8 protein-coding genes are annotated in these 14,180 nt (G+C 54.2%); 2 read left to right on the forward strand and 6 right to left on the reverse strand.

Annotated features, from left to right (window positions below; all coding sequences use genetic code 11):
- The first annotated feature begins 37 nt into the window (after nt 1-37).
- Entirely contained in the window at nt 38-721 is a 684-nt protein-coding gene (locus tag PUV54_RS02680) for a glutathione S-transferase family protein (protein WP_274493983.1), read from the forward strand.
- Nucleotides 721-1,842, forward strand: coding sequence for a tRNA epoxyqueuosine(34) reductase QueG (gene queG / locus PUV54_RS02685; protein ID WP_274493985.1), 1,122 nt, complete (start codon nt 721-723; stop codon nt 1,840-1,842). Before PUV54_RS02680 ends, queG begins: the two co-directional genes overlap by 1 nt.
- On the opposite strand, the gene PUV54_RS02690 is transcribed toward queG, so the two are convergent.
- The 6 genes from PUV54_RS02690 to PUV54_RS02715 all read right to left on the reverse strand — a co-directional run bounded on the left by PUV54_RS02690 (nt 1,839) and on the right by PUV54_RS02715 (nt 14,147).
- Nucleotides 1,839-4,970, reverse strand: coding sequence for an Ig-like domain-containing protein (locus PUV54_RS02690; RefSeq protein ID WP_274493986.1), 3,132 nt, complete (start codon nt 4,968-4,970; stop codon nt 1,839-1,841). The two genes, queG and PUV54_RS02690, sit on opposite strands and share 4 nt — an antisense overlap.
- A 239-nt stretch (nt 4,971-5,209) precedes the next feature.
- Nucleotides 5,210-7,345 carry an NAD-dependent epimerase/dehydratase family protein gene (locus PUV54_RS02695; protein ID WP_274493987.1) on the reverse strand — a complete coding sequence of 712 codons (2,136 nt, stop codon included), beginning with the start codon at nt 7,343-7,345 and terminating at the stop codon, nt 5,210-5,212.
- Nucleotides 7,342-8,325, reverse strand: a complete 984-nt coding sequence (locus PUV54_RS02700) for a glycosyltransferase family 2 protein (RefSeq protein ID WP_274493988.1) — start codon at nt 8,323-8,325, stop codon at nt 7,342-7,344. The genes PUV54_RS02695 and PUV54_RS02700 overlap by 4 nt, the downstream gene beginning before the upstream one ends.
- A complete protein-coding gene (locus PUV54_RS02705) occupies nt 8,322-9,521 on the reverse strand; it encodes a glycosyltransferase family 2 protein (RefSeq protein WP_274493989.1) in 1,200 nt (399 codons plus the stop codon). Before PUV54_RS02705 ends, PUV54_RS02700 begins: the two co-directional genes overlap by 4 nt.
- Before the next feature lie 12 nt (nt 9,522-9,533).
- Nucleotides 9,534-11,663, reverse strand: a complete 2,130-nt coding sequence (locus PUV54_RS02710) for an AAA family ATPase (RefSeq protein WP_274493990.1) — start codon at nt 11,661-11,663, stop codon at nt 9,534-9,536.
- A gap of 69 nt (nt 11,664-11,732) precedes the next feature.
- Nucleotides 11,733-14,147 (reverse strand): tetratricopeptide repeat protein, encoded by a 2,415-nt coding sequence (locus PUV54_RS02715; protein ID WP_274493991.1) that lies wholly within the window; start codon nt 14,145-14,147, stop codon nt 11,733-11,735.
- Between the last annotated feature and the right edge of the window lie 33 nt (nt 14,148-14,180).

The following is a 14,180-nucleotide window of genomic DNA, read 5'->3' on the forward strand; positions in this document are numbered from 1 at the left end:
TTTGCCTCGGGCCGTGCGCTGGTATTTATTGGGTCATATGAGAACGCTCTTCCACATGCCGCTCGATCCGGCCTCACGGCTGATACGGATCGTGCTTGCTGAAAAGGGATTGCCGGCGCAGGCGATCGAAAAACGTCCATGGGATGATGAGGACGGCGCCCTTGCATCTGTTAACCCTGCGCTAACCATACCTGTTCTCATGGACGAACCGCCAACAGGCGGCGAACTCGCCATCTGCCCAACCACAGTCATCATCGAATACTTGGAAGACGCCTATCCCAATGAGTCGTTGATGCCTTCCACCTCGGCTGCACGGGCTGAAACACGCCGGGTCACGCAATGGTTCATGGACAAATTTGACGTTGAGGTCACCGGCAATACAGTCCGTGAGCGTATCAACAGACGCCTCATGCGCCGCGGACAGCCGGATTACGAGAGGTTGAAAATTGGTGCTGACTGCCTTGTGTGGCACCTGGACTACTGCGCCTTTTTGCTTGAGCAACGTACTTGGTTTGCGGGCGAGCGCTATACGGTCGCGGATATTGCGGCGGCGGCGCAATTTTCCTGCCTTGATTATCTCGACCTTGTTCCGTGGGAGAAATTTCCAGGGGTCAAGGAATGGTATGCGCGGATGAAATCGCGCCCTGCTATGCGGCCAGTGCTGCGTGATCGCCTCGATGGTATTCCGCCCCCCTCGCACTATGACGATCCTGATTTTTAATGGCTCGAATAGAGACTGACCCAAAACAACGCATTAAACAGTCCGCCGCTGAAATTGGGTTTGACTGTGTAGGTTTTTCAAATGCGGATTTGCCCGGTACCGTGCGTGAACGCCTTATGCGGTTTCTGGAGCTCGGACGCCATGGAACAATGGAGTGGCTTGAAAACCGCGCCGAGCAGCGTACCCACCCGCAATCATTATGGCCCGATGCGCAGAGCGTCATCATGCTGGGTCTTAATTATGGTCCCGGTCATGATCCTCTTGAAGTGCTACAACAAAAATCGAATGGCGTTATTTCTGTCTACGCGCAAAACCGCGACTATCACGACTTGATCAAGAAGAAACTGAAACGGCTTGCCCGACAGATCGCCGAAGATCACAATGTAGAGGTCAAAGTTTTTGTGGATACGGCGCCGGTGATGGAAAAACCGCTTGCCGCCCGCGCCGGACTTGGCTGGCAGGGCAAACACACCAATCTTGTCTCACGCGAGTTTGGATCCTGGTTGTTCCTCGGTGCGATTTTCACAACATTAAAGTTGGACCGCGACTCGCCCGAGACGGATCATTGCGGTTCGTGCAGCAATTGTCTCGATATCTGCCCTACTGACGCATTTCCAGCGCCTTACCAGCTCGATGCGCAGCGATGCATTTCTTATCTGACGATCGAGCACCCTGGCCCGATCCCGCACGAGTTCCGCAAGGCCATGGGCAATCGCATTTATGGTTGTGATGACTGCCTTGCCGTGTGCCCCTGGAATAAATTCGCCTCGGATGCAAAAGAAACCGCTCTGCATGCACGGGAGGAATTACGGGAGCCTGCGTTGAGTGAACTCGCGATACTTGACGATGCCGCTTTCAGAGCATTCTTTTCAGGTTCGCCAATCAAACGCACAGGCCGCGACCGTTTTATTCGAAACGTATTGATCGCGATCGGCAATTCCGGCGATGAGCGGCTGATCAATGCAGCAGAGACATTGCTGGAAGACGAAAGCCCAATTGTACGGGGCGCCGCCATATGGGCGTTGTCGCAACTATCGCCGACTCGGCTTAACGAACTCCGGTCGAAGGCACATCATGAAACAGACGCGACTGTTTTAGACGAGTGGAGTCGCGCCAATTAGATATCGACGGTCACGGTGACGACATTCTTGGTGAAGTTGCCGTGCTCGTCCTCTACCCAATACATGAACTTGTCCTCGCCTGTAAAATTCGGGTCTGCGAGGTACCGTAAGGTGCCGTCATCATTGACGAACACAGCGCCGTTATCAGGCGGGCAAATGCCGTCAATATTGATTTCGTCACCGTCCGGATCATAGTCATTAGCCAAAACATCAATGTCGACATAACCGCCTTCTTCAACGGTTGCGAAATCTGCGCGCGCAACAGGCGCCTGGCTGTCGAGATCGAGAACCCCGTTATAGCGCGGCGGTTCAGGGAAATCGCTGAAATTACGCTCCCACTCCACGAACACGCTGACCTTGTCCACGACACCCGTGGCGCGGTCGGCGAAATACTGATCGATCACGGTGACTTTGCGTCCATCCGGCAGGGTCCAGTACCCTTCTTCCATAATGGCGCCCTGGATAGTGAAGTAGTCAAACCTGATGGGATCCCACGTTGGCGAAACCCGAGCATCGCCAATCGAATCTGTTTTCCAGCCGGTCAAGTCGAGATAGCCTCTCGATTCAGGTGTCGGCGCAACGGGAATGTTATCAATATCCGAGTCGAACAGAAGCCTGCCAGCGGTCAGGTCACCCTCGGTCATGAACGTATCGCGTGCATCAAGATTGGCGAAGTTTGTAGTCGCGCCTTGAACATCAACATCAATGAAGACGTAGCCCCAGTTCCCGTCAAAAGGAAAGTTCAGGTTGGTTTCCGTCTTTGCCAGATGGACGCCTGTCGGGAACCCGACAATGCTTGCGCCATTTATGACATTGTCGATGGAGTTCGGCCCGTATTCGATACCACGCCATGGCGTGTCCGCACCCGCCGACTGATCCGTAGCGAGAAGGTCAATGCCTTTGAGCGTATAGTGCGCCGTGTATTGCAGGTGGATGCCTGTACGAACCTCCCACCCGGTAAATCCTTCTATGACTGAGCGCACGTCATGCGCCTGTTCCGCACCCGCCTTCACGACCTCCAGCCCGATCCCGACTGCAAATGCTTCGTTGTTCTGAAACTGTGAGATAGCCGGATAGTTGATGAAGGCTTCATCCACATAACGAAGCGATTCGGACCAGTCCGCTGTCGCTGGGTCAACGGGAATAACGTCGTTCCCCCGTGACATGTACACAAACCCGTGGCCGCCCGGTACGCCAGCCGCAACATTGTCTATTGCATCGACAAGACGTCCCTGAAACCAGAAGCCTGCCCCCGTACGGCCGAGATCAAACGCCAAGACATCTTCTTGTTGTTTCGCGCTATTGCGCACGCCAATGGACTTAATCGAAATGTTATGAGACCAGCGACCCGTTTCATTCCCTGTCTCAGCCACGAACGCTGCACCAAATACGTCATAGGCCGCGTTATCGGTCATAATCGCGTTTGAATCATGATGCACATAACCCCAGCCTGGCGATCCCCAAACGGCGTTGCCGACAATCATCGCTGGATCATCCAGTTCGGACACGCCTGCACGGTGCAGGTGCAGTGAATAACGGGCTTTAATATTGGAATCCGCATCGACGCTGTTCAGGTCAGCAACATCAAAAGCGCGTTCCGACTTGTCTGTGCGCCCAAGTTCAAAGAACTCCGCATAACGCACATCAATGTCATCGGAATGCATAAACATCACATGGCCGCGCTGATGCACCGGCACGCCGTCAGCATTTTCCGTCAGGATCTGGACGTTGCGGGAATAGTTCGCAACATAGGCCTTCAGGTCGGCGCGCGGTCCCTCATGATCATACTGAAGCGGCCGATCAAAATGGATGACATTGCCGTCGATACGGGTGATGACCAACTCTTCGTCCTGGGAAGTGTCCGGGTGTGGCTCGCCCCAGTCGCCAGTGTCAGCTTCAGTCAAATGCGTGCCCGTCAGTACAAGCTTGTCGCCGACCTTCCACCCATCTGGCGGACTTTCCAAACTGAGCGAAGTATCGCCCGCCATGGGATCAGAAGCAACTTTAAGGAACGATGTTTTCTCGGCGCCGTGAATTTGAACATCACCATGGCTGATGACGCCACGCGAGAACAGCATGGGATCCCATGAAGTGTCTATCGGGCCATTATCCGCAATTTGAATTATTGTTTCGACATCCGCTGCTACCGGATTGTCGACTGTGCCGATAGTCATTTTACCGCCCGGCGCGACAACAAGCGTGTCCACTTCCATGAACGTATTCGCATCGGTAGCAAAATCGAGAGAACCATCGACGCGCACAGTGAATAGCGAAACGGCGCTTTGTCCGTCATAGGCGACTTCAATGCCCTCAGGAATAAGAACTTGCGCGCCCTCCGCCGGCACTTCGCCACCTGCCCAGGTCGATGGATCAAACCAGGAGCCGTTTTTTACGGCAACGTGTGTCGCATCCGAAACGGGCACAAGGTTAAGAACCGCCATGTGTTCGGTAGCTTTTGCAGGATCGTCCGGGTGCGCATGACCGCCATGGCCACCGTGTCCGCCGCCATGGCCGGAATCTTCATGACCTCCGCCCTGCTGTTGGTGGTCTCCAACGTGGATCTCAACTTCCGCCCGACTTCTGTTGCCGTTGCTGTCGCGAACTTCGTATTGGAACGTCGCTAAGCCCTCATGGCCGTCATGAGGCGTGAAATGGATTACGCCATCATGCAACATGACTGTTCCGTGCTGGGCGCCAAAAACTCTCACCAATTCAATTGTGGTGCCTGGCGCACGGGCATCATTTGCAAGCAAATCGTCAACAGCAATGTGAACCATTTCACTCGTACTTGCTGTAAAATTCGGATCATCCTCAGCCTGCACGGCCGTCACCGCGGCTGGCGGCGGCGTCACACCTCCTTGAGCTGGTTCATCGCCGCCGTTTGCGGGACCGCCATTTCCAGGGGCGCTGGCGAGAGGCCCCTCACCGCCGCCAATCGTCAAACACCCTTCAGCAGCAAGCAAGGGCGCAATCATACTCGCTTGCGTCATGGTTTTTTTGACTGAACGTCGCCGCGATCGCTTGCCAGGTTTTTCCGGCGTTTTCAAAAGCCCCGCTTCCGAAGCGTGCAAAATGTCGCGAAGATCAAGGGAAGAATAACTGGTCGAAACATCAGAACCCGAACGCATAGCTTTCCCGCGCCTGTACTCAATACTAATGCGCCGCCCCGGCGCGATAACGGGAAAGATATGCGATTACGGGAAACGCAGGATTGAATGCGTTGTTAGAATTGTTCCTAACTGGACGAAGACGTGTAGAATTCCGCCTACCTTACGGCGTATTAATGACGGCCTTTGTGTGAAAATTTACCGTGACTAAAGCCCAGCCTAACAGGCTCTTTAAAAACATAGTAAATGGAAAATTAAGATCATTTTTCGCTATTATCATTCGTAATGCCAAACAGGTTTGCAGCCGCTATGCCACGGCGTATGAACACCGCCTCATCTTCTTCCGGACGCCAACCGAGAACTGTTTTCGCTTTCTCATTTTGATAGGGCGACAACTGCGCCCGTGATTTCCAGTCGCGATAGCTCGGCTTTGTAAGTCCTTGCTTCTTAGCAAGATATCGCTTCAGCACATACTTGAATATATCGACAACAAAATACGTCCAAATAGGAGTCGGCCGCGCACGTATTGTAACGCCATTGGCTTCACTGATCGCATCAAAATAGTCTCGCGAAGACAACATCGGATCACCGATCAAATTGAATGACTCACCAACTGCGTTTTCATGTTCGTATGCCAAAACGAGGCCGTCAGCCACATCGTCCACCAGAACAAAGGGCATCATATTGTCCCCGTCGCCCCATAACTTGCAGGTGGTGGCGTCGCGCCACATGGCGATGCCCCAATGCTGCAGCGGACCGCCTTCGCCAATCACAATGCCTGGCCGGGCTATCACCAATGGAAGGTTTTTCTCTCGTTCTAGTTTTTTGAGTTCTACTTCACACTTGGCCTTAGAGCGCGCGTAAAGATTGCGGCGTTCAAGGTCGTGGTCAAAGGACGTTGCTTCGTTGATCGGTCTATCGCTCCGGGACGCGTCGTATGAATCGATTGTACCGGTATAAACAAGACGCTGAACTCCAACAGCTATGCATGCTTCACCGATGCGCCTTGTTACTTTCACATCATTTTCAAGATACCCGTCCCAGGAGTTTTCCGTCGCCTTGGCTAAATGAAATACGCCGTCAACGCCTTGCATCGCAGTGCATAAATCCTCATCAGATTTCAGATCGCCAGTAACAATAGAAATGCGACCGTCATCACGCCCCATGCCGCCGCCCGACCCACGGGACAAGACACAGACTTCGTAGCCTTTTCTAAACAAGACGTTGACCAGCGCACGACCGATAAAACCTGTGCCGCCGATTACAAGAATCGTTTTTCCATTTCGCGGCGGCGCTTCAGTCTCATTTTTTTTCGGCGCAACAAGTTTAGGCCGCGCCGCAGCGAGCGTATCTTCAATCATCGCAATTGTCTTGGCTCCAAGCCCTGCTGACAATCGCTGATCCATGGGTGCGTTATCTGTAAAAACGGCATAAAATCGATCAACTGCGCGCTGAATCGACAAACCGTATGGCGCTAGGCCGTTCAAGGATTTCAATTGGCGGATTGCATTTCCGGCACCGGCGCTGATCGACTGACTGGCCAGGGAAAGTTGGCGGCTTAATGGGCCGATGACGATATCGCCTGAAGGCGCCATTTCACGACGGTATGTATCTTCTGCAAAATTATACTCCGCCAAGGCGCCAAGCCCGCGGAGACGTACGCTGCGGTTATCTGCGCCTTCCACAAGTGAAAGGTTTAAAGTCACCGACGTGTTGCCTGCAATCCCGCTTACCCTCCAGCTTTGGAAATGCGTAACCCCTCCCGGAAGCGTAATTGGGTTTCGAAATGCGACCTGAATCTCCTTCAGCTCGCCGAAGAGGTCGGCAACGAATGAAAATAAATGCGGCCCAAGCTCGAACAACAGGTTTTCCGGCTCACGTAACATCCAGAGATTGAACGGTCCAGATCGCAACGGCGCCAGGGGAAATTGCCAGTTCGCTTCGAACGTATCGACGGGACCGATCAGCCTGCTTTCAAGGTCTGTTTTCAGCCGGTCATAAGACGGCAGCATCAGAAAGTTATGGTTTACGCCGACTTTGACACCGTTCTGATCGGCAAGCTGTTCTAACCGGCGGCATTCTTGCGATGTCAACGCAAACGGTTTTTCAATAAACGCCGAAACGCCCGCGCTAATGATTTTTTCCGCAGCATCGGCATGCAAGTTCGGCGGCGTCAGCACATGGATGCAATCGACGACCTTCGCATTCAGCATAGCCTCAAGCGAAGTAAAAACATGCGGCGCGCCGTAGCGGTCAGCAATGCTTTGGGCGGCGCCCTTTGAAAGATCGCAAACAGCTACAAGTTCAACATTACGGGTGCGTTTTATCGCATCCGCATGCCAGCTTGAAATATACCCGGCGCCGAGCAATCCAACTCTGATCGTTGACTTTGTCATTTATATTCAACGATCCCGATGCTGCTTGCTGTTCGTTTTTTCCATTTGTATTTCAACATACCAATAAAATTTGGAACCTTTGCTAGTGTTAAAAAAAATGCACCGAGCGTGGCATGAGCCGGCGCTACGCCGCGCTTGATCAATCCGGTGCGCGTTCTAGCTAGCGACAGCGGGTAAAGAAGAAGCAAAAACAGGCTGAGGCCGTTAGTGAATGGCGTACTGAGCAAGCTCACTGCCGGCAGAACGCCTCCCCATCCCAATGACCGTAGCCGCTCCGACCGGAAATACCCGTCATGCAGCTCTCCCAACTGAGCGAATGCGTGCCCCGCACGCTCCATTCGCCGCCACCATTGTCCAAACTTTCTGATGTCAGCGTCGTGAAGGCACATATCCTGATCGATCCGGACAATGCGCAAGCCGGCTGACCTGATGCGAATACAAAAATCATCGTCTTCTGCAGCGATGATGTTTTCACGAAATCCATCCACGGTCTGAAAAGCGTGCGCCCGCGTTACAAAAATCCCGCCGCATGCTTTGATATCGCCAACCGGCCCTCGCCATTCGATCTCGCACAGACGATTATATATGGTTGCATCTGGACGGCGCTCGCGACAGCGGCCTGTCACAACGCCTATGGCTCGGTCGCTCATCAATTGGGAAATGGCAGCCTCGACGAAGCCGACAACCAGTTCGCAATCGCCATCGATAAAAAACACATTTTCCGTGTCCGGCCACTGCTCCTGCAAAGCAGCAAACCCAGCATTGCGTGCTCGCGCGGCGGTAAAAGCTTTGTCCTTATCTAAGACAACCACATGAGCGCCGTTATTGCGCGCGAACTTAACACTGTCGTCCGTCGAACCGGAATCAACGTAAACAATTCGTTCACTCTCTTGCTTAAGAGATAACAGGCACCGCTTGAAACGGTCGCCTTCGTTGCGTCCGATTGCAACAATTCCAACATGTGAAGACGGTTCATTCACGCGCCCGGCTCCGCATCATCTTTATTGCGTGTTGGCGTCCATTGCTCGGCGCTCTTTCGCCCTTCCGCGCCAAACACGCGCAGCTTTGAAGCCAAAAACCCGATTGCACCGCCAAGAGCGGACGGCGGCAACGTCTCGCGGCCAAAGGCGATCCAGCCGATCAGGACGGATAGGCCCGTCAGGATGATGCTCCAAAAAGCAAGCACGGCGGCGGCGGAAAATCCTGTGATCAGCCAGATGCCGAGACAGTAAAGCCAAATCAAGAGCAACAGAACGATGAAGACCGTCAGTGGCGGAATTAACAAATCCACCGCCGCGCCAATCATGCGGATATTTGCACCTTTTATTCCTTCGGCAACAAGCGACAGGAAAGACCTTGCGGAATAACGAAGTGAACCAAGCGACCATCGCGCGTTCTGGCGGGCAAGCGCCTCTTCGTTTTCCGGAAACTCGCTTGTGACTACAGCCTCTCGCGCTAGCAACGGCGCGGCGCCATTGCGAACAAACTGAAAGGTAAGCGCGAGATCCTCGACTATCTCTCCTGAAGCAAACTCAACCTGCTCAACGTCACGCCAGGGCGCAGCAAAACCTGACCCCGTAAAGCGGGTCAGGTCGAACATCTTTTGCAGACCGCTCATGCGAACAAGATTGATGAAGACCCAAGCAAATGCAGCAACTTGCAATCGGGGACTGGCTCCAATTGGCGCTTTCATCAAATAAAGAGCCTGCACGGGCCGTTGCGCGGCTGATGCGCGAGAACTTATACGCTGCAACGCGCCCTCTTCGAACAGACAGTCCGCATCTGCAAAAACAGCAACCGCCGGGGGTGCAGCGCGCAACACATCGACAGCGTATTGCAGTGCATAGCCCTTGCCGCGTTTATCAGGCTCGTCACGGACCAGCACCTCCGCGTCATGCTTCATTGCGACTTCAGCAGTATTATCTTCGCAATTATCCGCAACAACGATGAGCCGGTCACTTGCCCGCAGGCTCGATTTGATATTCTCAATCGATGCGCTGATCGTATTGGCTTCATTATGAGCAGGCATGATGACGGCGATGGCGCCCGCTTCCTCATCAATTTCCCGATTGCTTTGCACGAACAAAGACGCGATCACTTCGGCCAGCAGAAAAGCGGCGAGAAATAACGCCGCCGTCGCCACTAGAACGGCGATTATGATCAGTAGCAAACCCATGTCGCTTTTGCCTTAAGGCCGTTCGCCGCCTAACCAGTAGCGCATGGCGCCGAAAAATTCCGGAAATCGCCCAAAAACGGCGTAAAACCCGCGACGCCAGGAAGCTGGCTTGAAAAGGCCACGCCGAAAGATACTGGCGAAATATTGCAGCAGATATACCGCCAACCCGACGGCAGCCACACCGCCTGCAGCCATTCCCGGCAATGTCATAGGTGAGAACATTGGAACCACCAGTGCGGCAAGCCCGGCGCCCGCTGCGACAGTTAACGGAAAGACACAGCCCCAAACAACCGCCTGAACCGTTGCGCCGACACCGTGTCGTTCTGGCGGCCCGCCATGCAACGACATAGCGTATGCATTGTCGAAACCGCGTTGTCGGCTTCGGCGCCACCAACGACCGATCGTGGGGCGTCGCGTTTCCTCCACCGACATTTCTTCTTCGATACGCCAGATATGCGCGCCGCGTCTTCGTTGCCGAATGCAAAGATCTTCCATGTCGCGAGCAATAAGGTCGCCGCGAAAGCCGCCCGCAGCTTCAAAAGCAGAAGCGCGGACCAACGCTGCGCCAGTTGATGTCATCGCAATTTCACCAGGCGCTTCGTTTTGCTTTTGCTCCTGGACTGTTGTGAACTCCCGGCGGCGACCATGATGATCACGTACTGCACCTTCGATCACGGCGACTTCTGGACGACGCTCAAGAAATTTTTCCCCCGCGGGTATCCAGTCAGGGTCGAGGACGACGCCTGCGTCAAGAAACTGCACATATTTAAGATGGGGGGCAATTTTTTTCAGCTGCCTGTACCCGGCGTTGCGCGCTCTACCGCCTGTCTGCAATCCTTTTCCGGCATTCTCCACAATCGTCGCGCCAGCCTTATTTGCCGCCGCGGCAGCGTCAGGCATGGCGACAAGCGGCGCGAAAACAACAGCACGACCGTCCGCGATGGAACGTATGGTCGCTTCGGGAGACACTTTCGGATCTGCGCTGACAATCACTGCACCTGTGACAGCCGACGGCGTTTCTTTACGCACCGGTTCCGGCGCGTTACGCGGCGCAGCTTCTGTTTTGACAGCAGTTGCAGTCGTTGGAGCTGAATGCTGGACAGGCGGGGGCGCCACGGCGGCGGCAGGTTTTATTTGCGGCTCAATGTCAGCTTTCGTTTTAACCGCCGTCTCTCGCACCCGCTCAAATTCAGTGGCTCTGGGCTCTGGCGTTCGTTCACGCTCAGTCACGACTCTTTTTTTTGGCGCCTCATCTTCTTCAACAAACGCGTCGGGCCCCTGTTTTGAAGCAGACGGTATCGGCGGCGCGCTCGCATCATCCGAAGCAATCCCGAATACGCCATAAGCTTTTTTATCTCGGATAACGTTGCGGATCGTTTCAACGCCCACAACTAAATCCTCAGCGGAAAAAGCGTAAACAAGCGCCGTATCAGCAATGACGTTTATGACGCGAGGCACGCCGCGGGATTGCGCAGCGATAAGGTCGAGAGCACGTTCGGTGAATACGCGCCGCCGACAGCCAGCGATAGACAGTCGCGTTTCAATATAAGCTTGCACTTCATCCCGGCTGAGCGGCGTCAGGTGAAAATCAGAACCGACCCTTTGCGTAAGCTGCAACAGTTCCGGCTTGTTTAAAACGTCCTTCAATTGCGGCTGCCCGACAAGGATCAACTGCAGAAGCTGATCTTTGCCCGCGTTTATGTTCGACAACAGCCGCAGCTCTTCGAGCATATCTATGGAAAGATTCTGCGCCTCATCAATGATGAGAACGATACGCTTTCCTTTCGAATACTCACCGATGAAAAAATTCTGTAATTGCGCGAACAAACCCACATGCGAGCTGTCGTCAAAGGGCTGCCCGAAGGACATCAGCACCCAGCTCAAGAGATCGCCGCGTCCAGCCTGAACGTTCGATAAAAGCGCAACTGTATGGCTGTCGGAAAGCTGATCAAGGAGGCGGTGAATAAGCGTTGTCTTCCCGCAGCCGACCTCTCCGGTTACGACCGAGATGCCTGCGTGATTAAGCACGCCATATTCAAGCATCGCATAGGCAAGCCTGTGCGTCCGGCCCCAATAAAGAAAAGACGGGTCGGGCTGAATCGAAAACGGTTTTTCCGAAAGTCCGAAAAACTGTTCATACATGTCGGGCGCGCTTCCTGTTGGAGCATCTGCCGTTGCACCAGTCTGTCATAACAACGGCCCAATACACGATTACATCCTGTCCAACAGCGCTTGTACTTCATTCCTGAAAATAAAGTCCGCTCCGCCGAGCCGCAAAGCCTGTTCAAGGTTGGTGCGGGCCGCATCCTCATCGCCACTGGCGAACTGCGCCGCGCCGAGATGGTAACGCATCTCCGCGCTTTCCTCGATTTCTTCAACCGCCAGGGACAAATATTCAACCGCACGATCATAGTCACCTGCGCGATAGTAAGCCCAACCTACCGTGTCGCGGTAAAAAGGATTTTCAAGATCCTCGATAGTCTTGGCGATCTCAAGCGCACGAGCGATGCTGTCCTGATCCAGCCGAAGATCGCTGGAAAGACTGACAAAGTTATTGGCGATGATGCGATCCTGCGGACGTTCTTCAATCAGATCAGAATAAATCGCCAGCGCATCTTGCCGCTCGCCGCGATTAAGCAGGACGTCTGCTTTGAAAACCCGCATGGCGTAGTTATCAGGCGCCGCTTCGATCCCGCGATCAATCAGCGCCGCAGCGTCATCGACCCGTCCTTGACCGAGATAGTGGCGATACAACAGCTCATACGCTTCCGGCTGTTCTGGTGAGCGCGACACCGCCTCTTCAAGGCTTGCCTCATAGGATTCGCGATCTTCACGGGCGGCATGAACCCGCGCCATCATGATGCGTGCCTGATAGTTGTCGGGGTCGGCGCCAAGCATACGATCAAGCAAGGCTTGTGCTTCGTCCAGGCGATCCGTTCTGAGATAAGCGGTTACGAGCGATGACAGTGGACGGCTTTCAAGTGGCGCAACTTCATCCCGCGCGGTTAGAGTCTCAATGACTGAATCATAATCACCAAGCCCGAAATAGGCTGCAGACTTTACATTCGCGGCGAGTTCATCCTGCGTTTCGATCTGTTCGATCATGCCGGCGACCTCTTCCGCGCCGCGCCAGTCCTGTCGCGCCAAACGGATAGTCGCAAGCAACCTCAAGTTTTCCAAATGCCCTGGATGCGCCGCCAGCGAGTCCACCAGGACTTCTTCAGCGCGTTCGGTATTCCGGCGGCGCAAGAGAAATCTCGAAAACTGCTGCGCTATCCGCGCCTGACGATCGCTGCTTTCATAAGCTTTTGCGAACTCAGCCTGGGCAAAGCTGAAATTTTCCTGCTTTTCAAAAGCCGTCGCCATAAGAACCATGGCGTCATATTCGTCGGGACTATTGTCGAGCGCGGTGCGCAAATTGACAATGGCCTGGTCAAACTCTTCGTCATCAATCTGCAAGGCGGCACGCTTCATCAGCGCATCCGTATTCCGCTCATCTACTTCCAGAATTTCATCAATGAGCGCGATCGCGCTCTCGCGATCCCCCTCGCCCAGTAACAGGACAGAAATCTTGTTTTTTGCCTTTAACGCGACGTCCTGATCGTCACCGTCCGCAAGCTGGTCCAGCAGCGCCCGAGCCCTGCCTGGCTCGTCTTCTTCGATGAGAAAATCGACCATGGCGAATTTGAGATCATCGTTGTCTGGATTTGCATCGATAAACTCCTGAAGCTGCGCTTCGGCTGCCGCAGTACCCTGAACACGATTGGCCAGCCTGACGACGTTCAGTTTCGCGTTGAGGTTTTCCGGTTCAAGGTCGACGATCGCGCGGAACTGTTCACGTGCAAGTTCCATCTCGTTCCGCTTTACCAATTCCCCGGCATAGACACGGCGATAGGCAGGCTCTTCAGGGAAAAGTTCAATCAGCCCTGCATAAGCTTCCAGCGTTTCATCGTTGCGTCCTAGCGTCTGAAGAATTTGAATGCGCAACAATTGAAGAACTGCAATCTGCGGATCGACTTCCAACGCTTTGTTGATTTCTTCAAGCGCGCCGTTTCTGTCGCCGTTTTGAAACTTATCCGTGGCAAGAACTGTTACCGCCTCGGGGTTTGCCGGATCAGAAGCAACAACGCCGCGGGCGATCTCTACAGCGCCGGCATTGTCGCCGATCTTGAGAAGCACTGCAGCCTTCAGCGCCCGCGCATCTGGATCATCAGCGTTAATTTCCAGCGCATTCTCTGCCGACTCAAGGGCGGCGGTTTCATCGCTGCCGACAAGATAGAGCTTGCCAAGCTTGACATGCGATTCGATCTGGCTTGGGTCCAGCCGGACGATGTTCTGCAACATCTGGAACATCGCCTGATAATCTTTTCGCTGCTCCGCGATTTCCGAAAGACCGATCAGCGAGGGGACGTGCTCCTCATTGATCTTAAGCGCGTTCCGAAACTGGATATACGCTTTGGGCAGATCGCCGGCCTCGAGAAACTCAGCGCCTTCCTGACTGTAGCGCTGCACTTTCTCCTCAGGAGATGCACACGCCGCCGCCAGCGCCAGCGCCGATACCGCGAGCAATCGCGCCATGCGGCCGCGCCGCGCCTTGATTCCATTACCGCCGTTCGTCACCGTCATGGCTCCACCCTTCATTACTCGCGCGCTTCGTTT

Source organism: Hyphococcus flavus (genome assembly GCF_028748065.1).
GTDB classification, from domain to species: Bacteria; Pseudomonadota; Alphaproteobacteria; order Caulobacterales; family Parvularculaceae; genus Hyphococcus; species Hyphococcus flavus.

What these genes read in the sequence shown, in the direction of transcription:
- PUV54_RS02680 (WP_274493983.1), top strand. Translation starts at nt 38, where the DNA reads ATGAGAACGCTCTTCCACATGCCGCTCGATCCGGCCTCACGGCTGATA.
- queG (WP_274493985.1), top strand. Translation starts at nt 721, where the DNA reads ATGGCTCGAATAGAGACTGACCCAAAACAACGCATTAAACAGTCCGCC.
- PUV54_RS02690 (WP_274493986.1), bottom strand. Translation starts at nt 4,970, where the DNA reads ATGCGTTCGGGTTCTGATGTTTCGACCAGTTATTCTTCCCTTGATCTT.
- PUV54_RS02695 (WP_274493987.1), bottom strand. Translation starts at nt 7,345, where the DNA reads ATGACAAAGTCAACGATCAGAGTTGGATTGCTCGGCGCCGGGTATATT.
- PUV54_RS02705 (WP_274493989.1), bottom strand. Translation starts at nt 9,521, where the DNA reads ATGGGTTTGCTACTGATCATAATCGCCGTTCTAGTGGCGACGGCGGCG.
- PUV54_RS02710 (WP_274493990.1), bottom strand. Translation starts at nt 11,663, where the DNA reads ATGTATGAACAGTTTTTCGGACTTTCGGAAAAACCGTTTTCGATTCAG.
- PUV54_RS02715 (WP_274493991.1), bottom strand. Translation starts at nt 14,147, where the DNA reads ATGACGGTGACGAACGGCGGTAATGGAATCAAGGCGCGGCGCGGCCGC.